16 protein-coding genes and 1 pseudogene are annotated in these 24299 nt (G+C 43.9%); 5 read left to right on the plus strand and 12 right to left on the minus strand.

Features of this window, described 5'->3' with window-relative positions:
• Positions 1-28 precede the first annotated feature (28 nt).
• The 3 genes from ST42_RS05060 to ST42_RS05070 all read right to left on the minus strand — a co-directional run bounded on the left by ST42_RS05060 (position 29) and on the right by ST42_RS05070 (position 5584).
• Complete coding sequence (locus ST42_RS05060; protein ID WP_044072641.1) at positions 29-2536, minus strand: hypothetical protein; 2508 nt, start codon at positions 2534-2536, stop codon at positions 29-31.
• 17 nt (positions 2537-2553) lie between these two features.
• Entirely contained in the window at positions 2554-3741 is a 1188-nt protein-coding gene (locus ST42_RS05065; RefSeq protein WP_044072643.1) for an ATP-binding protein, read from the minus strand.
• Positions 3742-4117: 376 nt separating this feature from the next.
• Positions 4118-5584, minus strand: coding sequence for an AAA family ATPase (locus tag ST42_RS05070; RefSeq protein ID WP_022315536.1), 1467 nt, complete (start codon positions 5582-5584; stop codon positions 4118-4120).
• A gap of 831 nt (positions 5585-6415) precedes the next feature.
• Between ST42_RS05070 and ST42_RS05075 the strand changes: the two are divergent.
• The 3 genes and pseudogenes from ST42_RS05075 (at position 6416) to ST42_RS05090 (ending at position 8762) form a co-directional block, all read left to right on the plus strand.
• A pseudogene (locus ST42_RS05075) lies at positions 6416-6808 on the plus strand (type II toxin-antitoxin system RelE/ParE family toxin).
• On the plus strand, positions 6765-7097 hold the full coding sequence (locus tag ST42_RS05080) for a helix-turn-helix domain-containing protein (protein WP_042519342.1): 333 nt from the start codon (positions 6765-6767) through the stop codon (positions 7095-7097). The pseudogene ST42_RS05075 and the gene ST42_RS05080 overlap by 44 nt, the downstream one beginning before the upstream one ends.
• 729 nt (positions 7098-7826) lie before the next feature.
• On the plus strand, positions 7827-8762 hold the full coding sequence (locus tag ST42_RS05090; protein WP_044072647.1) for a helix-turn-helix domain-containing protein: 936 nt from the start codon (positions 7827-7829) through the stop codon (positions 8760-8762).
• 359 nt (positions 8763-9121) lie between these two features.
• On the opposite strand, the gene ST42_RS05095 is transcribed toward ST42_RS05090, so the two are convergent.
• The 5 genes from ST42_RS05095 to ST42_RS05115 form a co-directional block, all read right to left on the minus strand.
• Positions 9122-9661: a dihydrofolate reductase family protein gene (locus ST42_RS05095; protein WP_042519993.1), complete on the minus strand. Its 540-nt coding sequence runs from the start codon at positions 9659-9661 to the stop codon at positions 9122-9124.
• Between the two features lie 77 nt (positions 9662-9738).
• Positions 9739-10521: an aminoglycoside nucleotidyltransferase ANT(9) gene (ant(9), locus tag ST42_RS05100; protein WP_197065809.1), complete on the minus strand. Its 783-nt coding sequence runs from the start codon at positions 10519-10521 to the stop codon at positions 9739-9741.
• A gap of 27 nt (positions 10522-10548) precedes the next feature.
• The gene (locus tag ST42_RS05105) at positions 10549-11388 is read right to left on the minus strand and encodes a nucleoside phosphorylase (protein ID WP_229032463.1); all 840 of its coding nucleotides are present in this window, start codon (positions 11386-11388) and stop codon (positions 10549-10551) included.
• A gap of 275 nt (positions 11389-11663) precedes the next feature.
• The gene (locus ST42_RS05110) at positions 11664-12842 is read right to left on the minus strand and encodes an IS4 family transposase (RefSeq protein ID WP_042519991.1); all 1179 of its coding nucleotides are present in this window, start codon (positions 12840-12842) and stop codon (positions 11664-11666) included.
• A gap of 159 nt (positions 12843-13001) precedes the next feature.
• On the minus strand, positions 13002-13967 hold the full coding sequence (locus tag ST42_RS05115) for a CfxA family broad-spectrum class A beta-lactamase (protein WP_044072649.1): 966 nt from the start codon (positions 13965-13967) through the stop codon (positions 13002-13004).
• A gap of 1372 nt (positions 13968-15339) precedes the next feature.
• On the opposite strand from ST42_RS05115, the gene ST42_RS05120 reads away from it, so the two are divergent.
• Positions 15340-18093: a putative LPS assembly protein LptD gene (locus ST42_RS05120; protein ID WP_394364922.1), complete on the plus strand. Its 2754-nt coding sequence runs from the start codon at positions 15340-15342 to the stop codon at positions 18091-18093.
• Between the two features lie 332 nt (positions 18094-18425).
• On the opposite strand, the gene ST42_RS05125 is transcribed toward ST42_RS05120, so the two are convergent.
• The 3 genes from ST42_RS05125 to ST42_RS05135 form a co-directional block, all read right to left on the minus strand.
• Positions 18426-18890: a MaoC family dehydratase gene (locus ST42_RS05125; RefSeq protein WP_022317584.1), complete on the minus strand. Its 465-nt coding sequence runs from the start codon at positions 18888-18890 to the stop codon at positions 18426-18428.
• Between the two features lie 62 nt (positions 18891-18952).
• Complete coding sequence (locus ST42_RS05130) at positions 18953-19348, minus strand: hypothetical protein (RefSeq protein WP_044072651.1); 396 nt, start codon at positions 19346-19348, stop codon at positions 18953-18955.
• Positions 19349-19635: 287 nt separating this feature from the next.
• Complete coding sequence (locus tag ST42_RS05135) at positions 19636-20508, minus strand: M15 family metallopeptidase (RefSeq protein WP_082028582.1); 873 nt, start codon at positions 20506-20508, stop codon at positions 19636-19638.
• A gap of 363 nt (positions 20509-20871) precedes the next feature.
• Between ST42_RS05135 and ST42_RS13475 the strand changes: the two genes are divergently transcribed.
• The gene (locus ST42_RS13475) at positions 20872-21216 is read left to right on the plus strand and encodes a nucleoside-diphosphate kinase (RefSeq protein ID WP_082028583.1); all 345 of its coding nucleotides are present in this window, start codon (positions 20872-20874) and stop codon (positions 21214-21216) included.
• Between the two features lie 348 nt (positions 21217-21564).
• On the opposite strand, the gene ST42_RS05145 is transcribed toward ST42_RS13475, so the two are convergent.
• Positions 21565-24297, minus strand: a complete 2733-nt coding sequence (locus ST42_RS05145) for an alpha-L-rhamnosidase (RefSeq protein WP_044072653.1) — start codon at positions 24295-24297, stop codon at positions 21565-21567.
• Between the last annotated feature and the right edge of the window lie 2 nt (positions 24298-24299).

A 24299-nucleotide genomic window follows, 5' to 3' on the forward strand; every position in this document is an offset into this window, starting at 1 on the left:
AAAGGCATCCTTTCTCGTTTTATCAAGATTATTTCTTCAAGAAGCCATAGTCGTACACTTTAGGCTCTATGTGAGCAGCAAGTAGTTTCATGGACTGTTTGAGGTCGGCAAGCAAGGCATTATAGGTTGCATCCTCGCTGGTGGAGTTCATCTGCACCTTTCCATTCTTCGTGGTCTTTGTACCTTGGAAGTGCATTTTTATGTCATAGTAAGAAGCATTAGGGTTGGCTCCTGCTTGTTTGTGATAGTAACGCCATAGCTCTCTTCCGGCATCCAATACAGCTTGTGCTTCTTCTGAAAACTCCAGAGGTTCTGTTGGAGTGAATGAATTGCCATCTGACGTCTGAGCTTTTTGCTCTGTAAATAGGTCTTGTATTGTTCCTTCTTGATGAGGCTTTTCCTCTTTCACTTTGCCCATGATGAAGTCGTGCATAAAATGACTCTCGAAGTTGTCTTGTGCACCTACCTCTTCCTCGCTGAATGGAATCCAATGGTTAGTGCCATGCAGGCTTTGGATGTTGTTTTTCTCATTGAATAACGTGAAGACTAAGCAGTCGGATAAAAAATGATCGTTGCCATTCCATTCCTTATTTGGATATAGAAATTGGTCTCGGTCATTTACCCATGTTGCTTCGGTACAAAGTCTGACACTGAAATAAACACATGATGGTATGACATTCTTTCTTGTTATCCAAGTACCTTTTACCTGTTTTAGGTCATTGGTAGATGGTGCTAAAGTCAAGAACACACCTCTGTTATTTTGAAAGTCAGTTCCTAAGAATCGCAGGTATCCAAGATGGTCTCCTTGTTTGTCGTAAAACTTTCTGAACCAGTCTATGATTAGTTCGCCTCCCTTACAAGAATAGATGTTCTTGCTGCCAATCGGATTGCCTTTGCTGTCGTAAACATCAGCAATGCAAGATACGAACTCTTCCTTCTCTGCCAGGTGAAATATTTGGAAACCATATGGGAAATGCCCTGTTACATTATCGAATGTATTTGCAGGAACGATAAACATCCTACTGAGCTTTGCTAGGTATTTAGCTCGAAATCCAGAAAAGTTTGGACCTTGTAGTGCTTTCAGTGTAGAGAACAAGGCAAGTGTGCAATCAGGAATATCATTTGCTATTCTTGCAAAGAATTGTGCGAATATCTCATTGCCTGCTCTTCCAAGTTCTTTCTTGTACTTGTCTTTTATAGAGGTGTAGGCTAATCCCTTTCGGTTGCTACCTGTTCCTGTAACTGTTCTTGCATTGCTGGCTTCTGCACAAGGTGGATTGATATAAATAATAAGTTTCTTGCGTCTTTCTTCATTTGTTATGATGTCTTTTAGACCAGGAGGTAATTTGTCGAAAGAGTCATTGAGAAAGTCAAATTGAAATACATGACTATCCAAAAGGTTGGCAGTACCGACCTTTTCCATATTAGCAATTCTGTCGTGTATAACATCAACGTCTGCTTGGTCTAATGTGCTTGCCCAAATTTGATATTTGTTAGTAAGGCCAGCAAGAAGATTCCCTGTGCCAGCACAACAATCCCAAATGTAATATTCATCTTGCCAGTCTTCTCCCAAATCTTTAGCGATGTATTCTTGTGAGAGTTCTACCCAGCATTGAGGTGTGAAGAATGAACCTTTGCGCTCTCTGATGTCTTGCGGAACAAGTAAGTCTCTACGATTAGCAATATATTCCCAGTATTCTTTACGTGGAGGGCGGACGTAGAGATTCCAAAATTGGTTGTGTGCAATCTGGTTGTCGTTGAACTGTGCTTTCTTAGAATCGAAAAGCCCTGCGGAGTCTATCTTACGCTCAAGTTCATAATGATTCTTCTTCAGCAATACATATAGCCTATCTCTAAGGGTTGTGTTTTCCTTAGAGAAGATGTCTGCAAGAAAGAAATCTGCATCAATAATGCCACTTTGTTTAGCTTTTTCCCAATCAAGTGTGATAGAAGGTTTGACCTTTTCCACCCATTTTCTGTAGATATAAGTGAAATTATTCTTTGTTATATTGATACCGTTAGTACGCTGCTTCCCCAACTTGAAATTAGAGCGAATGAACTTTCTTAGCTCCTTTTCATCTTTATGTAGGTAGAAGAGCCTAATCTCCTTTTTGAGTTTCTCTTTCAGCAAGTCGGAGAGCATGTGAAACTCTTTGGTGCTATGGTTGGAGGGAGTGACATTCCAGTTGAAGTCATTCTGATAGAATACACTTACAATGTGGTGATATTCGATAAAGGCAATCTTTTCTTCATCGAAGGCTCCAAGATAGCGAGGTGGTAAGTATGATTCATGTGTATGGGCTTTACCTATGGTAATGATGAGTTGCACGAAAGATGCATAGATATCTTCTGTGTTTCCTGCTTTAGCTTCTGCCCATAAAAAATATTCTTGGTCGGATAGCTCGTCCTCACTTGATTTTTTTGTTGTTACAGCAAAGTCTATGTCGCCCAAGATAGGTGTCGCATCATAGTCTTGAAAGAATTCTTGGCGAATTTTATTCTTTACTTCCTCTTCACGTATTTTATTTGTTGCCATAATTATTTGTCCTTAAGTTATTCGAATAGTTTTCTTAGATCCATGTTCAAGAAAACTTCTGGGGAGATACCTTTCTCGCCTACGATAAATATTGCCGACGGATGTAATAGATTGCGGAAACGCTCTAAGCCCGTGGTATAAGCCTCTCCATTACTTTTTGCTTCTATAGCTATGAATTTCTGATTCTTCTTGAGGATGAAGTCAACCTCGTCGTTGCCTTCTCGCCAGTAGAACACTTCAAAACGATGGATAAAAGCTTCGCTTAATATGTAGGCTCCTATGGCGGATTCAAAGAATTGTCCCCATTGTTTACTATCAGAAACGGCTTCTTGAAATGTTAAACCTAATTGAGAACTCAATAAGGCATTGTTGTACACTTGGTATTTAGGAATGCTGGCACGTTTGCGGGCTACATCTATAGAGAATTTCTGTAGTCCTGTGACAAGTCCGCTATCGCTCAAAAGATTTAGATAGCCTGCCAATGTAACTGTGTTGCCAGCATCTTGCAATATTCCCAGCATTTTTGTTAGTGAAAGTATCTTACCCGAATAAGCTACGCTCAATTCGAAAGTTTGACGAAGCAGAGCAGGCTTTCCTATTGGAGAATCCATCAAGATGTCCTTGTTTATAGTAGCATCAATGATGGCTCCGCTAACATAGTTCTTCCAACGTTCTTCGTCACCAATAAGCATGGCAGCTCCCGGGTAGCCTCCAAAATAGATGTATTGTTCAATAGTCATTCCAAAGGCTTCTTTCATTTCTGGATAGCTCCAATGGCTCATTCTGATTTCCTCATATCGTCCCATGAGAGATTCTGCCAATCCTTTTTCTAATAACACCCTTGACGAGCCTAATAATGCCACTTTGATGTTGATGTGATTTATACTATCAGCGTCCCATTCTTTCTTTACATATTCACTCCAGTTTTTAAGTTTTTGTATCTCGTCAATAACCAAGATCATTTCTTCAAGTCCTTGTGTGCGCATTTGAAGACGCGCATTATTCCAGCAATCGCTAATCCAAGTGGAAGATGTTGAAGGAATGGTGTCGGCAGAATAGAAAAGAAACGGTTTACTTAAATCATCCAATACTTGCTTGATAACGGTAGATTTTCCAATCTGTCGTGGTCCCATGATTACTTGGATGAACATTCTTTGTTCACCTAATCTCTTGATGATGGTATCATATATCTTTCTTTTGTACATGGTCTGTTGTTTATAGATGATGATGTGATATGTATAGTCTTGCTATATTTAATGGGGGCTTTCAAGTTGTTTTACTCAGCAAAATGAATAATTTTACTCAGTCGACTGAGTAATTTTACTCAACGGACTGAGTAAAATCCCATCTTCCGATGGCAAATATAGGACTTTTATCTGAAATAACCGCATCTGGTATGTATATTTTACCTGTTGGCGGAATTAATTTAGTGCATACTTAATTCTGCCAATGGGCTTGTCGTTAATGAAGTTTACGTATTAGTTCTCTTATTACAAATATTGCAGAAGAGTATTGTAACTTTCGCCATCATCTATAAGTTTGGTGGCTACAAAGAAAAAGGAAGTAAAAGAGGTAGAAACCTCAAGAATGGGACACTAAGAATAAGTCGTTTCCTATTACTTGCCTATTTATCTTTCTTGCATACATATTATTATATAGCCCATATGGCGTAATGAAGGTTGGAATGAGAGTTTTGGTCGTCTTCGTCACCTTCTTAAACACATTTAAACGGTGTGCCAGGTGGGTATCGTATGCCTTGCTGATTTCATATTCCCCATTACAATACTTCATTTCGCAGACAGAAATCGATCTGTCAGAACGGTCTATCAGTAAGTCTATTTGCGTTCCATGTTTCAAATCTTCGTCAGTCTCCTCATCTGCCATGACTTTTGCAGTAGGACGATAAGACCATGAACAAGGAGTGTTGATGCTACCGTCTATGCCCAAAGCCTTGACTATTTCGTTGATGTGGTGAAGACATACGATTTCAAAGGCATGACCACACCATGACTCATACTCAGCAGTGGTCTGCATCTTGACCCAATAGTTATCGAGGAATGAACCCTTGTTGTGCATGAATTTGAAATAAAACAGGCAGAATGGGTCTGTCAGCTGATACATCATATCTTTCTTCGACTTGCCGAATGGGGTATAGCTTCGGATGAAATCACATTGCTCTAACTCCTTAAGTATCAGACTAAACCTTCCATTGTTAGCCAATCCTGTAGCATCTAACAAGTCAAGTCGAGTCATACCCTTTCCCTTATTTTTTAGGGCAGTAACTATGGCAAGATGATTGTTGGCTTTCTTAAAAAGCGAATTGAACAGACGGTCAAACTCTTCGGAGAGTTCTCCGCCACGTGTGAAACAAAGTTGCTGAATATTTTGCGCTACGCTTTTGTTGTTCTCGAAAAGAGACAGGTAATAAGCCACACCGCCCATCGCCATATAACACTCTATGATTTCAGGTCGCTCATAATAGAAACCTTGCGATTTAAAATACTCTTCAACCTCATGCAGTTTGAATGGCGAGAGCAGAATATTGTGAGTAATGCGATTGTGTAGTCCTCCTCGTGAATTGATAACATGATTAAGCATCCAGGTGGTAGCACTTCCGCAAGCTATCAGTTTGATATCGCTACGGTAGGAAGCCCAATCGTTCCAAAAATGTTCTAAGGCGCTGATAAAGTTGGATGCATAAGTGTCGAACCAAGGGAGTTCATCGAAGAAGATGATTTTAGTTCCGTTAGGCATCTTTTCCAATGCTTTCTGAAGAAGTCGAAAGGCTTCCGACCAATTGGTAGCATCTGTATCTATGCCTAACTGGTCGTTAAGTGCGAAGCTGAAACTTGCAAGCTGTTCCTTGGTAGTTACATTGTCTTTGCCAGTTACACGGAATGCAAACTGATTTTCAAACAGTTCTTTCACAAGAAAAGTCTTGCCTACACGTCGTCTACCATAGATAGCAATAAATTCAGATTTACGACTTGAAATATAGTTTTCAAGCTTTTCTATCTCAAGTTCTCTGCCTATAATATTCTCCTTCATATCTATTTCATATTAATGGAATATGTCGCAAAGTTACAGAAAACACGAGATTACGACAACTTTTAAGTAAGAAATCTGTCGTAATCTCACTTTTTCATTGAGATTACGACAGATTTTGATGATAAAAGCCCAAATTAAAGACTTAAAAATAGGGAACAAGGCATTAGTGTCCAATTTTAAATTGGACACTAATGTTCTCTGACTTGGAAGTAGTGGCATTATCCCTGTCGGCATTAAGGGCAGAATTGATGCCAGGCGGCTGCCTAATAAGTTCATGTCGCAATAACCATATTTCAGTTTTAACCTAAATCGGCCATTAGGGCTTGCTTGGATTTTGGTATTTTAGAAGAGTGGATTTAGTTTGTCTTACCCGTTGGCGGAATTAATTTAAGTTGGTCGACATGAGCAAAAGTTGCCCATATCGCTGATTCTTAGTAAAAACGAGAATTTCTGAAAAACTGTCAGATTGTCTGGTTTTTTGTCGTAATATTCTGTCAATCAGATAGTTGACCGCCAGGCAATTGTCAGCCTATTGTCTGGATGGTTTGCTGATGAAAAGAGAAGGTTCGTTGGAATGTCATTTGGCAGGAGCCAGAAATGACAGACGTATGGAGACGAGTGGAAGCACGTAAGGAGAAATTTTCACATCCATATTTTCTCCCCTATTTTTGAATTTCCAAATTTAGGGAAATAAAAGAGTGAATAAGTTGCGTATCTGATACTATCAAATCGTGAGAGTGTTAAAGATGAGGTCTGATTTGATGAAAAACCGAATTTCTGTATCGTAGTTTGGAAACAAAGCGTTATCTTTGTACTATAATTCAAAACAAAATGGGCATCAACAAACTAAAAGTGGTGTTGACAGAAGAAGCACAAGCCTTTTTGGATGCGCAACCATTCAAAGCTCAGCAGAAGATATACTACAACATCTTCAAGGTTGAGGAAGGAGTGATGAAAGTTGACATCTTCAAGAAACTGGAGAATACCGAGATATGGGAGTTTCGCACTCTCTACAATGGTATCTGCTACAGGCTTTTCTCCTTTTGGGATACTGAGGAAGAGACTTTGGTTATTGCCACACATGGCATAGTCAAGAAAACTCAGTAGACACCACTAAAGGAAATTGCCAAAGCAGAAGAGATAAGAAAAGAGTACTTTAATAATAAAAAGAAAAAGCATTATGGCACAGATGAAATTGATACCAGCAGACAATATGAAAGATAAACTTTGGGGTAAAAGAGGTACACCAGAGCGTGAAGCCATGGAAGCCAAGCTCAAAGAAGATGTGAACGCCTATATTGTAGGCGAAGCCATACGCAAGGCTCGGTTGGCACAAAACCTCACGCAAGAACAGCTTGGTGAACGTATCGGTGTGCAGCGTGCTCAAATTTCAAAGTTGGAGAAAGGTACAAGTGTTATTACTTTGCCAACCATGAGTCGTGTATTCCAAGCATTGGGCATTGCAACGGCAACCCTTGATTTGGGTGTTGCAGGAAAGATTGCATTGTGGTAAAATGGAAAAGATAAAGAAACTTCGGTTATGTAACCTTTTGCTTATGCCAATTGCCTTGTTGGTATTGCTGACAAGTATACAAATGGAAGCGTGTGGAAGTAAATTCAATTGTTTTGGGCAAGCAGCGTGCCCAACATGGGCAAGGTGCTTGCCCTTGGTGAGTAAGCTGCTTGCCCCTGATGGGCAGAATTGATGCCAGGCGGCTGCCCAAATAAGTGCATGTCGCAATAACCATATTCCAGTTTAACCTAAATCGGTCTGTAGGCTTGTTTGGATTTGCTTTTACAACAGAATGTGGATTTAGTTTGTTTTATATATATAACGATGTAATCATGGATGAAGCATAGACTTGTAATGGATGAAGCATACATATGTATTTAGAAGCGTAGAACAACCAAAAACAATCAGAAATATCCAAACATAAACATTTAATTATCAGTACATTCTAAAAATTAACACTTTTCGGCTGCTTTTTGATGCTTCCCAAATTTCCACATATTTTTGAGACGTATTTCTGACGTGGAGAATTTGCGGGGCTTGTTTTTTGTCACACCGTGCAGACAGTTGACAAGGGTTTACAACCGTTTACGACAAGCGACAATATCCGCCCCGACATTCAGTGACGGTCACATCGTGTAGAAAGGCGACAACCGTTGACTGCCGTTTACATCCGTTCACCACTTCAGGAATATAGGATTGAAGAAATGAACCAGTAAACGATAAAGCAGTATGAAAGCAACCCGAAAATGCAGTTTTTGCGGCAAGTCCTTTGTAACCTGCAGCGGAATGCAAAGGTATTGCAGCGAGGCTTGTCAGGCGGAAGCCCGGCGAGCCAGAATGACACAGAAGAACAACCTCTTCAAAGCCGTCCGGCCAATCATGGAGATACAGCATCAGGAGTATCTCACCTTTTCCAAAGCAGCCATACTCATGGGCTGTTCCCGACAGTACATCTATAAACTTGTAGCCATGGGCAAGCTGAAAGCCTCACGCATCAGCAACCGCATGGCATTCATCCGCAGAGCCGACATCGAGCGGATGCTGGAGAGCAATCCCTACCACCGCATCCTGCCCGGCAGCACTTCCACACCGAAAAAATCCGCTTCATCTTCCTTCCCGGCGAAAAAAGAAAAAAGGGAAAAGGTAACCGATGAAGTGCCGGACTTCTATTCCGGTGAAGAGGTGATGTCCCTTTATAAGGTCAAACAGTCATGGCTCTATACCACCGCCAAACGCAATCGCATTTCCATCTGCCGTATCGCTGGAAAGAACTATTACAGCAAGAAGCATGTTGACGAGTTCTTCGGTACGGCTGTTGATATGGACAGTATCACCGACTGGCTCCTGACCGAAGAAGCGGAAGAGCAGTTCGGCATGAAGCCTGCCGCACTCCGGGCATACGCCTACCGGCACAGGATACCGACCAAAAGAGAATACGGCCGCACCTATTACTCCAAGTCCCATCTGGACGAACTCCGCAGAACCGACCTTGTGAACGACGAGCGTTATTACACCGTGGAACAGGTCCGGCAGATTTACGGACTTTCCTCAGCCAACATCTGCCATATCGTCAAGGTTAGGCACATCGAAAAGATAAAGGTCGGCGTGAAGAACCTGCTTCTACGCTCCGACGTGGAGCGTGTCATGGCTGAAAGGAACAAATAACCGCAAGCAACCGCCATTACTCGAAAATTATTTTAGATTTTTATCGGTTTGACTTAACCGATTGAAGAATAAACTTTTAGCGAATTATTTGAGAAATAGAGGTAACGATTTAGCAACTGTGCGAATTTCAGCGTTTTGCGTTGCTATGCTGTCAAATAACTCTCTTATGTGCAAAGATACGAATTTTCTCAAAAATAGAAAATGTGTATGAATGTTTTTCTTGTTTATATAGTCTCTAATTTATAATGTTAGTATTTACAACTGATTATTAATCAATAATTTACGAGCAGTAAATCGGAAATATGGCCGTAATCTTTAATCGTGTATTCTAAAGGGAGAAGATTTTAAAACAGTAAACATCAAATCTTCCTGCGACTATATACCACCTCTATTATGCCGTTGTATTTCTTGGTACGAATCATTTCCAAGTCAATTTTCTTATCGGTAGCACCAAACAGCCTTGTGCCGTTACCGAGAAGAACCGGTATAATCGCCAGATGATAAATGTCTATTTGATTGTTTGCGATGAGTTGTTGCGCCACTTCTGCACCTCCGCAAATCCACACATCTTTACCCGATTCCTGTTTCAACTCCTCTACCAGTTGGCATACATCCATATTCCTGAAACGGATATTTTCTGTGCCCTCTTCTTCACTGTGATGAGTCAATACATAGGTCATCGCTTCCCCGTAGGGCCATTGGTCGGGAGAAAGTTCGGTCACAATTTGGTCGTAGGTTCTCTTTCCCATAATGACCGTGTCCACACCACTGAAGAATGGAGTAAAGGTGTCTTCCATCTCCACGTTTTTATCTTGTCCGCTTATCCATTCAACGGAACCTTCGCTGTCAGCGATATAGCCATCCAGACTGACGGCAATATAAAGGATTACTTTTCTCATAGGTGTATTATTGTAAAAGAGGCAGCACCATTTCAAACGGTTTATTTATTGTAGGGATATTCTTGCTTTTGCTTGCTTTACCCTTTGGCTTTAAGCAATTCTTCAATCCGACCTTTCATAAACCCGGTAAGCGCGAGCGTTTCATTTTCCATTGTTTCCCATTCGTCAGACAGGTTTCCCAAATAGGCTTCCTTTGCCGTTTTCAACAGGGAAGAAAAGGTTTCCGGCAATTGGGGAATCACCCACTCCGCAGCAACATCTTTCGTTGTCACGTCTTCGGTTTCTAATGTAAACCACATGCGGGATAGCGTCAATAGCACATTTCTTTCATCTCCCTTAACATTGGAAATCAAACCGGGTAGAGAAAATTGAATAGCCTTTTGTATTTCGCGGAACGGAATCGGGAGAATAAGTTGTTTGCAATCTGCGCCCTTCAGCGTCATACTACTTTTTCTCGCCTGCCATAATAGAATCGCTATATCAGGGTCGAAACACGCCTGCGGAATCATTCCGGCTTCCATCTCTTTCCGAAGCCACTCCCCATACATATACTCGCATTTGGGCGGAAACTGCCACGGAATAATGTCTTTTTGATGGATGACAGTTATCTCCAATGGTCTTTTTTCGGCGCAACCTACGAAGCCGGAAATTTCCAATAATTGCTTGGTCAACTCCTTTTTCGTTGACAGATTCAATTCTTGTCTGGTTATTATCAATATATCTATGTCACTGTCCGGACGCAATTTATTCATTGTCGCAGAGCCATATAAATACATTCCCAATATCTGCCCCTGCAATAGGGTTTCTGCTATGGAAACGACTTGCTTCACTTGTTGTGGGATTTCATTCCGATTGTTCATTGTATTTTCCATATAGATTTGTTTCCTTTATTCTTTGATTAATACAACAGCGTCAAATGCCAGTTCCAAGGCGGTGGATACACTTGCTTTTCCCCACTTCCGTTCTTGGTATTTATGAGGATTCGAGAGCGTGTCGGCTGTAAAAAGCAACATAGCCCATATTACTTCTCTAAATTCTGCACATGCAGCCAGTGCAGAACATTCCATTTCCACTACTTGACAGCCTTCCTCTTTGCGGTATTGCACCATTTCCAGTGTTTCTCGATAAAAACCGTCTGTTGTCCATGTCTTGACTTCCAAATATGGGATTTTCTTTTGATTTAAAGCAAATTTGATTGCACTTATTCCTGCTGTTGAAATCTTTATGTCTCTGGATGGCGGAAGATAATGGTAAGAAGTTCCCTCATCTCTCAATGCAGAAACGGGTATTAAGAATCTGTTCTCCGGAATATCTTCCAATACACCGCAGGAACCGACAGAAATAATTTCTGTCACACCTCCTGCTATTAAATACTCTAAAATCTGGACAGCAGCAGCACTCCCAACCGGAGCCGGACATAAACATATCCTTTCCTGATTATGAAAGCATTCATAGATGGGATATAATTTTGTTGCACTCTCAAATTCATCTATCTGTATTCCACTGTGGGCATGTGCATACTTTTCCACTTCATCCCCCAAAAATGCAAATACGGCTTTTTTAGGGAAGTGCTTTTTCCCATTTCCCGGCTGAAAGATTGCTTTTGATGCGGTATCGTATTCCAAAATAGGATAATCGTGCTTTACTAATGCCATACTATCATCTCCAATAAAAATTTTCTTTCTCACATTTTCTGCATCTATTTTTTGCAAAGTTACTTTTTTCATTTGGCTATACATCAATAAACTCTTAGTATTTTGAGTATATCCTTAATTCCGCAACACTTTGATTTAACTTTATTTATAAGTTCCTGAGCAACAAAAAGTTGCTCAGGATTTTGCCATGTCAGATTTTTCACCTATCTTAGTGTTGCAAATCAAAATATGTATCAAACCCGACAGACATGGCAAAGGTAGCAATTAAATCTGAGAAACTCTCTCCTTTTGGAGGAATTTTTTCAATAATGGAGCAATAGTACTGATGCGATAAAATCGCATGGTTATTAAAATTCATCAAATAAAGTGAGTTCTTTGACATCTTGTTTTTGAATGATTGAGTTCTTTGGCTTAGTTATGAGGTCTCTCAAATCCACCCTTTCGAGTGCGGAGATTCTTATTAACGTAGCCACCTCGGTGATTGAATACGGACTTTTGTAGTCAGCCTTGATTTTGGCGATTATCAGATATGCAATTATTGCAACCCATAAATGAGTACGTACTGCATTCTCTGAATATCCCCACAAGTTCTTCACTACGATATTCTGCTTTATCCACTTGAAGAAAACCTCAACATCCCATCTATGACGGTATAGATTGGCGACCCCAAGGGCACTGATCTCAAAGTTGTTGGTAATAAATTCCACATCATTACCTGTTACCGAGTCATGATAAGTAACCATCCTGATAGGTTCTGGATAGAGTTTCTTCGACTTATGGGTAGTCAGTTTTATGATAAAATCGCCACAGATTCCTGTACTTGGATCAAAGTCTAGACTATGGTTAACGACCTCGTATCTCATATTGTCTTTGGGACGACTTATCCAATATGCACCGGCTTTGTGAAAGCGAAACAAAGCGAGGAAATCAACGTATGCTTTGTCCATCATATAGAACGCAAATGGCTCAGGCACAATATCATCCAGTTCATTGCTGTCATGCCATTTTCCATCTGTAATATGGATATTTGCCGGAATGCTTCCACGAAGATCCAGCAGTGTGTGCATTTTGACTGCGCCTTTGCTATACTTGCCCAATGCCCATGCAGCCAGGACAATGCTTGTTGAGATAGTTGTGGAGTCAAGCGCATAGAGGACATTGTCTATCGTTATCTCAGCAACCTTTGTGTTTGAATACATTGGTCGGACGATACCGATTAGATACATGCCAAGTCCTTCGTAGATGCGATAGGCTCTTTTCTCATTAGCACGACATAAATTGGATTGATTAACGGACTTGCGAATTCCCAAGTGGTATATGCTACTTCCATGAGCCTCTAGGCACAGACAAATATCACGGATGGATACACAACCAGTAATCTGACCAAATAGCAGATGGAGCAACTGGTTATAGCAGGATAAATCTTTTGCATGCCAGTCACCTTTATACTTCTTCACCAACTTGTCAAATTGGTAGCGAGGTATGAAGTCGATGACTTGAGCAAAGATATACTTGCCGATGTTCATAATCTTGCAGTTTTGGCTGCAAAATTACTCAATCAATTTCAAATCAAAAAAACAAAGAACGCTTGTAAATGATTAAATATCAAATATATAACTATAGTTAAGCGATTAATATCGCATCACTAGTAATTACTAATCATTAATTATCAAAGCAAGTGCAGTTTAAGATTTTACTGAAGTTTGCATTAATAAAGAATATACTACAGCTGATATATGCGCAACATATTGTGACGCTTGTGATTCATTTCCCTTGAAATCCTTAACAAATACCGCTAAGGTATAACTGATATTATTAGGCAGACATATATAGGCAACATCATTGTGAGCTGCAAGAACACCATTTTCATTAACATCACCTGAACCTGTCTTATGCGCTATAACAACCCCTTCTTTATCAAGAAGTGGAGCTGCTATCCTATCTACACCTGTTTTGCATTCTTTTAACGTATTCTTAATGAAACTTTGTTTCTCATCATCGATAAGACCTTCAGTAAACAAACGATTCATCAACATTGCAGCACCAAGAGGAGATGTATAGTTAGAGTAAGCCTTGTTATGGTCAGCCGACATTTCCTCTTCCGTATAAGCTATCTGAAAACTTGAACGAGGAATGAGTGTGGCTATAAAACTATCTGTTTGAGCGACATTAACCATATCCTTAAACATAAGGTTGCTTGCATTGTTGTCACTCTGAGTAAGAGTATAACGCAGCAAATCTCTCACTGTCAATGATATGACTGGCCCTGAATAATCTTTCAGCATAGGACTCCAAGTCTTTGGGTCAAGTTTATCCCTATTTATATTTACTAAGGTATCAAGTGAAATTCCTTTATTGTCAAAGTCATTACAAAGAGCTAATGCCTGATGAACCTTAAACACACTCATCATAGGATAAACACTCTTATTATTGACCTTAACCGTATCTCTGTTATAAAAAATAACCGCCACACCAATTTCGCCAGGACAAGCTGAGACAATTTGAGAAATGCTATCAGTCAAAACATTTGTTAAAGGAGGATTTGCGCTATCTTTTGTCGCTGATTTATGGAACAATGAAAATACCAAGATGAAAATGCAAACTAAAGCTATACACAAAACTACGATTTGTTTTTTTCTGTTTTTTCCCATGTTTATATTATTTATATTTGTTTGACGAGAATATCTTTATTTGCCGACAAAGGTACATAACTTTACGGAAAAATATGTTTCTAAAATATATAAATAGACAGCTGTGGGGAAAAATTAGATAATTAAAAAGGCTAAATGACTGAAAATAATCACTTAGCCTTTTAATCCGTACCCAGACCCGTACTTCGTAATTGCTGCGCCCATCATTCAAGACTGTCAAATCGGGTCTTTCCTGTCAAGCCAATGATGCCTATGCGTATGCCAAACACATGGATTACGGATTTCTCGTTCCGTGAACAAACACTTTATCCGCAACTCTGCTATGTGGTGTATTGGCTTAACTCCATTTCTATGGGCAACACTTTTGTTGCAGATTTCAAGCAGCTTTTATCGAAATACCCATCAGTAAGAACCCGTTTATTAGGCTTTCCTCATAATTGGGAACAAGAGCCTTTGTGGAGATAAAATAATTGCCCTGTTTCTTAAAAAGCACTGGGGCAAACCAGCTCCGTCTTTAATTGTTTCCAATAAATGGATTGTTTCAAGCCCCTATAGAAAGAGAACAAAAATTCCTGTGTGAAAATTAATCTACGACAAGGAGCAAGCAAGGAGCAATATCAAACAAAAATCAATACCTTTGCAGTACATATGAGATAGACCAAAACAAAAGTGGAATATCGGAAACGAATAGCAAGGAAAAGAGAAGAAACGACCCAAGTTGATGTCCTTTTTGAGTTAATAATCAATAAAAGCGTTAAATCTTCACCTTTTAGAATGTGCAATTAAAAATAACAACCATATTTCTGACTTATTATCTATAAAATATTGAGTAATAATCGGTTGTAAATACTAGACTTGTAATTCATGAAATATTGACCTCTGATTTCCCCCACGCCGTGGGGAACGGAACCCCCTAATGTGGGGATGTCTTCCCCCTGGCGTGGGGGAAATATGGGATGCCGAAAGGCATGATACTTCTATGATACTTTTATGATACTTTTCTGTAAAATATCCAGAAAAGTATCATCGGGTTAAGTCTTTAGTCTATAGCATTTTAGGAGCTTGGCGGCGGCGGAGAATGATACTATGTAGGCGCATCCGCAATTCTTTGTGTATACGGCTCAAAAAATCGTCCAAGTTATTATTTTACCGTCTCCAAACGTTAAATAAAGCATAAAAGGTCAGGCGGATAAGCGATATTATGCGTAAAAAGAGTAATTTTGCATTCTGTATTCGTTCCTGTGGGAATTACGACAACCGGTTTATTAACTAAGACGACATCGCATAATACGATAAGGTGAGAAAGAAATCCACTATATTCTTATTGCTTTTCGCCTTTCTCTTTATATTGGCAGGCGCCGAGACGCCGCTGATGAGAAAAGACAAAAAGCATGCTGAAACAAAAGACTCTACAGTCCTTGCCGACACGCTGGGACCCGACACACTATTGTCTGACTCCGCATCCGGCGAGCCGGACACTACGCTCATGGACTCCATGCAGCTCGCAATCTACAAACACAACAAGATGGTGGACGACTCCATCCGTCTCGACAGCATGAACAGGGCAAAGTCTACAGGCGTAGACGCGCCAGTGAAATTCTCTGCCCAAGACTCCATGGTCTACAGAGCATCCGACAAACTCGCCTTCCTCTATGGCAGTTCAAACGTGGTGTATCAGAACATGGACCTCTCGAGTGCCGACATCACGATGAACATGGACAGCAGTCTCGTGCGAGCCACAGGAGTGAAAGACACTATCGGAGATCTGCAGGGACGACCAGTGTTCAAGATGGGCGACACACAGTATGACAGCGACACTATAGCCTTCAACTTCAAGACGAAGAAAGGCTTTATCAATAATGTATACACCGCCCAGGAAGACGGATTCCTCACCAGTCAGCGCTCCAAGCGCAACGAGAAAGGCGAGCTTTTCCTGGAGCACGGCCGCTATACCACCTGCGACGCCGAGCATCCCGACTTCTATATAGCCCTGTCGAGAGCCAAGGTGCGCCCCGGCAAGGACGTGGTGTTCGGTCCGGCATACCTCGTGGTGGCAGATGTGCCGCTGCCTCTCGCCATCCCCTATGGCTTCTTTCCCTTCACCAAGAGCTATTCCAGCGGATTCATAATGCCGTCGTATGGTGATGAGAGCGCCCGCGGATTCTATCTGAAAGACGGAGGATACTATTTCGCCATGAGCGACAAATGGGATCTGAAGCTCCTCGGCGAGATATATACCAAGGGCTCATGGGGAGTGTCGGCGGCAAGCAACTACCGCAAGAGATACAAATACAGCGGCAGCTTCTATTTCAGCTATCAGGACACCAAGAACGGCGACAAGGGCATGCCCGACTTCACAGAGCAGGAGAGTTTCAAGATACAGTGGAACCACCGTCAGGACCCCAAGGCAAACCCCTTCAGCACACTCTCGGCGAGTGTCAACTTCGCCACGTCGAGCTATGAGCGCAACAACCTGAACAGCATGTATAACCCGCAGTCGATGACCCAGAGCACGAGAACATCATCCGTGAGCTGGAGCACCACATTCTCAAGTCTGGGCATGACGATAAGCGGAACCACTAACCTCAGCCAGAACATGAGAGACTCCACCGTGGCAATCACGCTGCCAGACCTCAACATCTCGGTGAGCCGCTTCTATCCGTTCAAGCGCAAGCGCATGGTGGGCAAGGAGCGCTGGTATGAGAAGATCTCGATGAGCTATACCGGTAGTCTCAGAAACTCCATCGACACGAAGGAGGACATGATAATGAAGTCGAATCTCGTGAAAGACTGGCGCAACGGTATGCAGCACAGTATTCCTATCAATGCCAACTTCACGCTCTTCAACTATATCAACATCAACCCGTCGATAAACTTCACCGACCGCATGTATACCAACAAGGTGATGCAGAGCTGGGACGAGCAGAGCCAGACCGCCGTGAGGGATACCACCTACGGATTCTACAACGTCTACAACTGGTCGATGAGCGTGAGCGCATCAACGAAGCTCTATGGATTCTGGGTGCCGAACAAGAAAATCTTCGGCGACAAGATACAGGCCATACGCCACGTCATCACGCCACAGGTGTCATACAACTACGCTCCAGACTTCAGTTCAAGCCGATATGGATATTACGAAACCTATCAGAAGACCGACGCTCAGGGCAACGTGACGCTCGAACAGTATTCGCCATTCTCAGGTTCGCTCTTCGGAGTGCCGGGAAAGGGCAGGACGGGAAGCATCGCCATGTCGCTCTCAAACAACATCGAGATGAAGGTGAAGTCAGACAAAGACTCCACGGGATTCAAGAAACTGAGCATCATAGACGAGCTGGGAGCCAACATGTCGTATAATATGGCGGCGAAAGAGAAGAAGTGGAGCGACCTGACGATGAACATCCGACTGAAGTGGTGGAAGAACTATACGTTCAACATGACCGCCGTGTTTGCCACCTATGCCTATGAGCTTGATGCCAACGGCCGGCCGTACGTGGGCAACCACACGGAGTGGGGCAAGGGACGCTTCGGACGCTTCCAGGGAATGTCGCAGAACATCTCATACACCCTGAATCCCGAAAAGATAAGGAAACTCTTCGGCGGAGGCAAGGATGAGGACAAAAACAAGAAGACAACGGGCGACGATGACGACGACACGGGAGTGGAGACCAATGTGGACGACGACATGATGAAGGCGCAGAACGGTGCCAAGAAGCAGACCAGCCGAGCCGAGACCGACGAGAACGGATATATGAAGTTCTCCATGCCGTGGTCGATAACCTTCGGCTATGGCATCACGATGAGGGAGAACACCGCCGGCAAGTTCAACACCAAGACGATGCGCTATCCGTACAAGTTCACCCAGAACCTGAACTTCAGCGGAAACATACGCATCAGCGACGGATGGAACATCAGCTTCTCTTCCGGCTACGACTTCGAGGAGCACGATATGTCAATGACCACCGCTTCGCTGCAGCGCGACCTCCACTGCTTCAGCATGAGCTGCTCCGTGGTGCTGGCGCCATACACGTCATACAACTTCTCCTTCCGTTGCAATGCCGCAACGCTGACCGACGCTCTGAAATATGACAAGCGCAGCGGTTACAGCAACGCTGTGGAGTGGTATTAACCCCAAAATATCAGATCGTCAAATTTATTTTCAGACAAGCCCTGATAACCGATTGGGTATTAAACCCAAATCGGTCATTAGGCCGTTTAATGTATAATTTTAATAACTGCTTGCAGTCTTTTGCTTTTTATAAGGCGTCTTTTGCTCGTTTTTAATTCGCAATAGCCCGCTATTACTCATTAAAAGCCAAACAAAATCCACTCTTCTAAAAAACAAAATCCATGCAAGCCCTAATGACCGATTTGGGTTAAACACCAAGCCCTGACCACCGCATATTGAGACACTTTCTCAATCATCCCGGTAGTCAGGGCTTGTTCTGTTTCTCTTTCGTATTACTCAAAGTAATACAAGAATGTGGCAACGCCTTCGAGAGCCTTCTTGCCAGTCTCCTTGATTTCGATACGGAATTTGATTTCAGCCTTTGTCACACCGCGCAGGTTGGCGATAGACTGCAGGTCGGTTACGAGGCGGATGCTCTCGCCAGACTTCACTGCCTGTCCGAATTTCATCTTGTCCATACCGTAGTTCACCATCATCTTCAGGTTGTTAACCTCGATGATCTGGTTCCAGAGATATGGAAGCATGGATAGAGTGAGATAGCCGTGGGCGATGGTAGTCTTGTATGGACTCTCCTCCTTGGCCTTCGCCGTGTCCACATGAATCCACTGGTGGTCGAGCGTAGCGTCGGCAAACATGTTGATGCGCTCCTGAGAGAGCTCCACATAGTCAGAAGTTCCGAGGTTCTTGCCCAGATAGGCAGCGAACTCGTCGTAGTTGTTGATGATCAGTTTTGCCATTTTCTTGATGTATTTATTGTTTATATGTGTGTTATTTCCTTACGGATGCTGTCTCCGCGTTCCTATTGTTTGTAGTCGTTTTTCGTGATGTTTATCTCGAAGAGTTTCTTTCCCGGATGCTTTGTTGAGTGGAATGTATACATGAAGTTGTAGCCCGCCTCTTTGTATGGCCTCACCGAAGTGGTGCCACGCAGTGCCTTAACCATATCCTCCTTGATTTCAGAGTTTGCTATTGCCGTGGTGTCGGCAGGTCCCTTCACCGAGAGATAGTAGTGTAGCGTGAGCGTCTGTTTGTCAAACGTCATGCTGTCGGTCACTATCGCCTCGTTGATCTGCACGGGGCAGTTCTTCTCCGTGTATTCCTTCGCCTCCCTTGCCGCACGGTCTTCCAGACTCTCCTGACATGCCGACAGAGCCAATGCCGCAGCGGCAAGCATCATTGTTTTTCTTGTTGTCATATATATATGCGCTGTTATAAGTCGTATTGTTTCGTTGCAGTACGGTTGGATGCCACACCTTATTATAAATTATATATATGGTTTCATTATATAAGTATATATAGCTTCGTGGCGATGTTCCTGCATCATCCGGCTGCGATGCAAAGGTACAAATAATATCTGAATAACAGGCATTTGTCAACAAACTCTTCAAACTCACACATCAGAAGAAAGACCCGAAGGAGATTCTCGTGAGCGAGATAAAGTACACCACATACTTTCTGGCTGCTTGCCCTTAGTCTTTCAGACTATTTCTTTTCGAAATGCTGGTAATCCTGCGACCGTTTCCATCCGCCTCCCCATGTGAAGCCACGCTTTCTGAATTCCTTGTAGGCAAGGTCGTTGCGGTCAATCTTATATTTGAAGTCCTTTGAGCGGTCGGCATATCGCCGTGCGCTCAGAGGACTTACCGTTATCTTCCCGTTCGCCCCCTTCCTCACGTATGGATTATACAGAGGGTTCAGGTCGATAGCCTTGCCGTAGCTGTGGTTTGAAGGCACCTTCGTGCCGGCCACATATCTGAAATTGAAACACGACGTGTTGTTTGCCTCCATCGACTTCAGGTCGTCAGCGTCATAGTTGTCTATGAGCACCATCCTCTCTATGGGATATTTCTTGGCGAAGAGTGTCTCGAAGATTTCCACCAAGTCGTTGGCGATGCTCTTGTGGCACACCAGCTCTCCCAGACAAATCTTGCCCTTGTCGTTCCAATGCAGCACCTTCACGTAGCGCAGCGACTCACGGCTCACCGTGCAGCCTTTCTTATATGATTTGCCCTGCATCCTTTCGAAAACGCGGTCTGGAATGGGCTCGCTCATGAAACATTTATTCAGGTCGTAGCCTCGCAGCGTCAGACTGCTTATCGTCTTGCCAGCCTCCCAGTTCTTCAGAACTGTTCTCTCTCCTCCGGGTCTTTGGTCTTTTCCCGTTATGGATGCCGTCTGTTGGCTGTCGTCAGTCAGGTTTGTCGTTTCTACGGATGTAGCCTGTCGTGCGTCGTCCGTCAGGTTTGTTGTCTGCTTTGCATAGGCAAATCCAGTGGCGAGGCAAATGGCAACAAACGTTGCTGCCGTAGTGATGGTGGATGGTCTTCTGTTGGGAAAACTGTGATTGTCTTTCATATTGTCGTGAAGTTCTTTTATCCTAAATCGGTCATTAGGGACTGCAAGCAGTTATTAAAAATATACCTTAACGGCCTAATGACCGTTTGGTGGTTGTCTTGCTGCCGTAGTGAAAGCTCCTGTCTGGCGTTTCCTTTCGCTCTTCGGAGTCGGCAGCTTACTGTGTGTAATACCATATTTATGCCTTGTCTTACGGCATGGAATACTGCAAATATATGTTTTTTTTCGCTAACAGAGGCATTTTTGTTCTTTAAACGATATTGTTTGGATAATTTTTCTTACCTTTACACCCCGAATGACTTAGTATCTTAATTTAGTATATAAAAAATAGATATAACTTTAATTCTAGTAAACTTTAAATCTATGGCATTAGAAAAAACCTTAATTTTGCTAAGACCGAGTGCTTTGTCGCGAGGTTTAGCAGGAGAAATTCTCAGTGTCTTCTATAAGAAGGTGCTGTGGATCTGCGGTTTGAAGATGATGCTGCCCGACGAAAAGATTTCTGACGGCCATTATTCCCATCTCGCAGGCAAGAGTTTCTTCAGGCGCGCCAGGGACCCCGCCTGTCGTGGCAGTATGTCTGAAGAGTGTAGAAGCAGCGTTGGCTGTGGACATTCTTTCAGAGTCAAATGGATGCAAAGCAGCTCCGTTGTCTGTTCGGAACATTTGTCGCATGAGTTGGCTGGAGTGTATCGTGCTTGCGCATGATTCTCTTGAGGACGCAGCGACAAAGTGGAATACGGTTCTTCCGCATCGACAAGTTCTTCGATAGGAAACCGGGTCTGCTATCCAAATTATATGCTTCTGACGATATTTAATTTTTTAATTATTTTTTATTGTTACGTTTTACTGACGGTGGAGTTTACGCTCCCTGTTGGGCCCCTTTCGTCAGACAGGCAAAAATAATGACGGAACCAGATGCTTCTCCTTTCCCTGGAGACATCCGGTTCCGTCAGTTTTTTGATGCAGTTGATGAGTTAGACATTTTCTAATTACTGACTGGAAAATCTCCAATCCGTCTGTCACTACTGTCCTATTTTCAATGGTCTATCTATATTATAATCCGAACGAATGCTTGCCGCTGCCCACCTTCTTCTTGAATCCGTTGGCGAGCTGTATGGTGGCGTCGCAGCCTACGGGGATTTCTACGGTGATGGTGTCGGCAGAGCAGTATACGGAAACCTTGCCGTAGAGCGTCGTGGTGTGAGCCTTCACGTATGTCAGGTCGCCGGGCAGGGTGGGGGAGATGAGAAGGTGGCGCATGCCATTGGTGCCAGGCATGTTGCGTATGCCGGCAATCTCCTTGAACAGCCATTCGTCAATCTGCCCCATCATGAAGTGGTTCCACGATGATCCCTGGCGAGGGTCCCATTGTTCTGTGAGCGTCGTGGCTCCCTGTTTTATCTGGAAACCATAGCCCGGAGTGTCGTAGTGGTTGAGCATCTTGTATAGCAGTTCGTCCTTGCCGTTGGCAGCCAGTGTCATAAACAGGTATCTGTTGCCCACATCGCCGGTCGTCAACCTGTTGCCGTGCTTCTCAATGTCAGAAATCAGCGACTGTAGCACCGCCGCCTTGTTCTTTCCCGTTATGCCGAGGAAGAGCGGCAGGGCGTTTGATGTCTGGCTGCCGGAACCATAATAGCAGGAGTCAGCCTTATAGAATTCCCGGTTGAATGCTTCCACGGCATAGTCGCGTATCCTGGAGTATTTCTCCACGTCAGCCTTGTTTCCGGTCATCTTGGCAGCCTTTGTCAGCAGCTGCAGGTCGAGGATATAGTGAGCCGAGGCAACGAGTGGTATCGGTGTGTTATGGCAGAATCCGGCTTTGCCCTCCACCACGTCGTACCAGTCGCCCAGTCCGTGGCTCACGATACCGTCTTTTGCGCGCCCCGTGAGATAGTCCACATAGCGGCGCATGGCCTCGTAGTTGCGGGTGATGATGGAGTTGTCGCCATACTGCTCATAATACATGAACGGCATTATCAGCAGAGTGCTTCCCCATTCAGGTGAGTCGTCGAAGAGGTTTCCGAACGACACATATTGCGGTGCCGTGGTAGGCACCATTCCGTCAGTCTTCTGCGTATCCGTGATGTCGCGTATTATCTTCGGGGTCAGCGTCGTCATGTCGTAGTTGTAGAAGAGACTCGGTCCCACGAGGTGGTCCTGCTCCAGCCATCCCAGTTTTTCGCGGTGCGGACAGTCCGTCAGCACACCCTGCATATTGCTCCTTTCGGCACGCTCTATCAGACGGTGGGTCTGTGTGAACAGCGGGTTGGAACATTCGAATTCTGAACCCTCTTCGGCAGAGTTGTATATGAAGCAACTCTTGAGGTCGGCAATCACCGGCAGGTTGTCAGGATTTGGTTCGCCCTCGAGCACAGCATCCTCCACCTGTATGTATCTGAAACCATAATAAGAGAAGTGCGGATGCCATGTCTCTGTGGTGTCGCTGCCGATGGTATATTCGTAGTAATGCTGGCGGCCCGTCTGTCGCTGGTCGCATACACCCTGCCTGTTCAGATTCTCCGACACGAGCATCGTCACTTTCTGTCCAGGTCTTCCCTTCACTCTGATTTCAGGAAATCCCGCCAGGTTCTGTCCCATGTCAGCAATGAAGGTGTGAGGAGAGACGCTGCGCTTGGTCTTTGCCGATGCCGGTGCTACGGAGTCTAGAGGCAGATAATGCCACTCCTTGATGGCGAAGCGCTCCATAATCTTCACAGGCGGTGCCGTCTGGGGAATGAGTTTTCCGTCCGTTCCCTCCGTCAGCACGGCATCTTTCCATTCCGTGTCGTCGAAGTGGGCGAGGTCGAACCCACTCTGTGTCAGTCTGGCGTCGAACGATTCTCCGCCGTAGATACTGTTGAAGGTAATGGGGCTGAGGGCATATTTCCACGACCCGTCGCTGACAATCGTCTGACTCGTGCCGTCGCTGTAGTTTATCTCCAGTCGCAGTATCATCTGCGGCGCACCGAAGCTGGTCATCAGCTTGCTGTATCTGTTGCCACGCTGCACGTTGAAGAATCCGTTGCCGAGCAGAAGGCTTATGGCATTGTGACCTCCAGTGAGCAGTGAAGTCACGTCGTAGGTATTGTAGTATACGGTCTTGGAGTATTCGCTCCATAGCGGTGCAAATTCGCTGTCGCCCACCTTCTTGCCGTTGATGCGCATCTCGTAGTGGCCCATGCCGCTGACGTATGCCACGGCATCCGTCACCGTCCTGCCGTCGTTGGAGAATCCCTTCCTCATGATTATGCTCCTTGCCGAAAGAGAGTCTACGGCGTTCCATTTCTCCTTGAAATAGTCTTTCTTGAATTCCGCGTTAGAGAATCTGCCCTCCGGCAGACGGGCGTCGGCTTTGGTTATGGCGCCAATCCATCTTGGAGAGATACCGCCGGCAGACAGGTCGGCAGAAGCTGGTACGATGCGTATCTTCTGTCTTGCGCTCCATTCCGAAGGCTTCCCGTCTTTGTCCCATACCCTCACCTGCCATTCGTATCCGTGTCTGTTTGCCGGCAGGTCAGGTGTGGTGATGTTCTGGCTTTCGGCAGATTTCCTTTTGCCGGAGTCATATACAGTCTTGCCCGTAACGCTCTCGGTGATGATTATCTGATAGGCTTTCTGACGGTCGTTGACGGCATCTGACGTCATCTTCCAACCGAATCTTACATCGCCCTGGCTGACAGCCAGTTCCCTCTGATAGTTGCATGATGTTCCGGTTATCGTTATCTTGGCTTCTGCCGAAAGGGCTGCCAATGCCAGAAGTGTTGATATAGTGGTCTTTCTCATTT

The organism is Prevotella pectinovora (assembly GCF_000834015.1).
GTDB lineage: Bacteria > Bacteroidota > Bacteroidia > Bacteroidales > Bacteroidaceae > Prevotella > Prevotella pectinovora.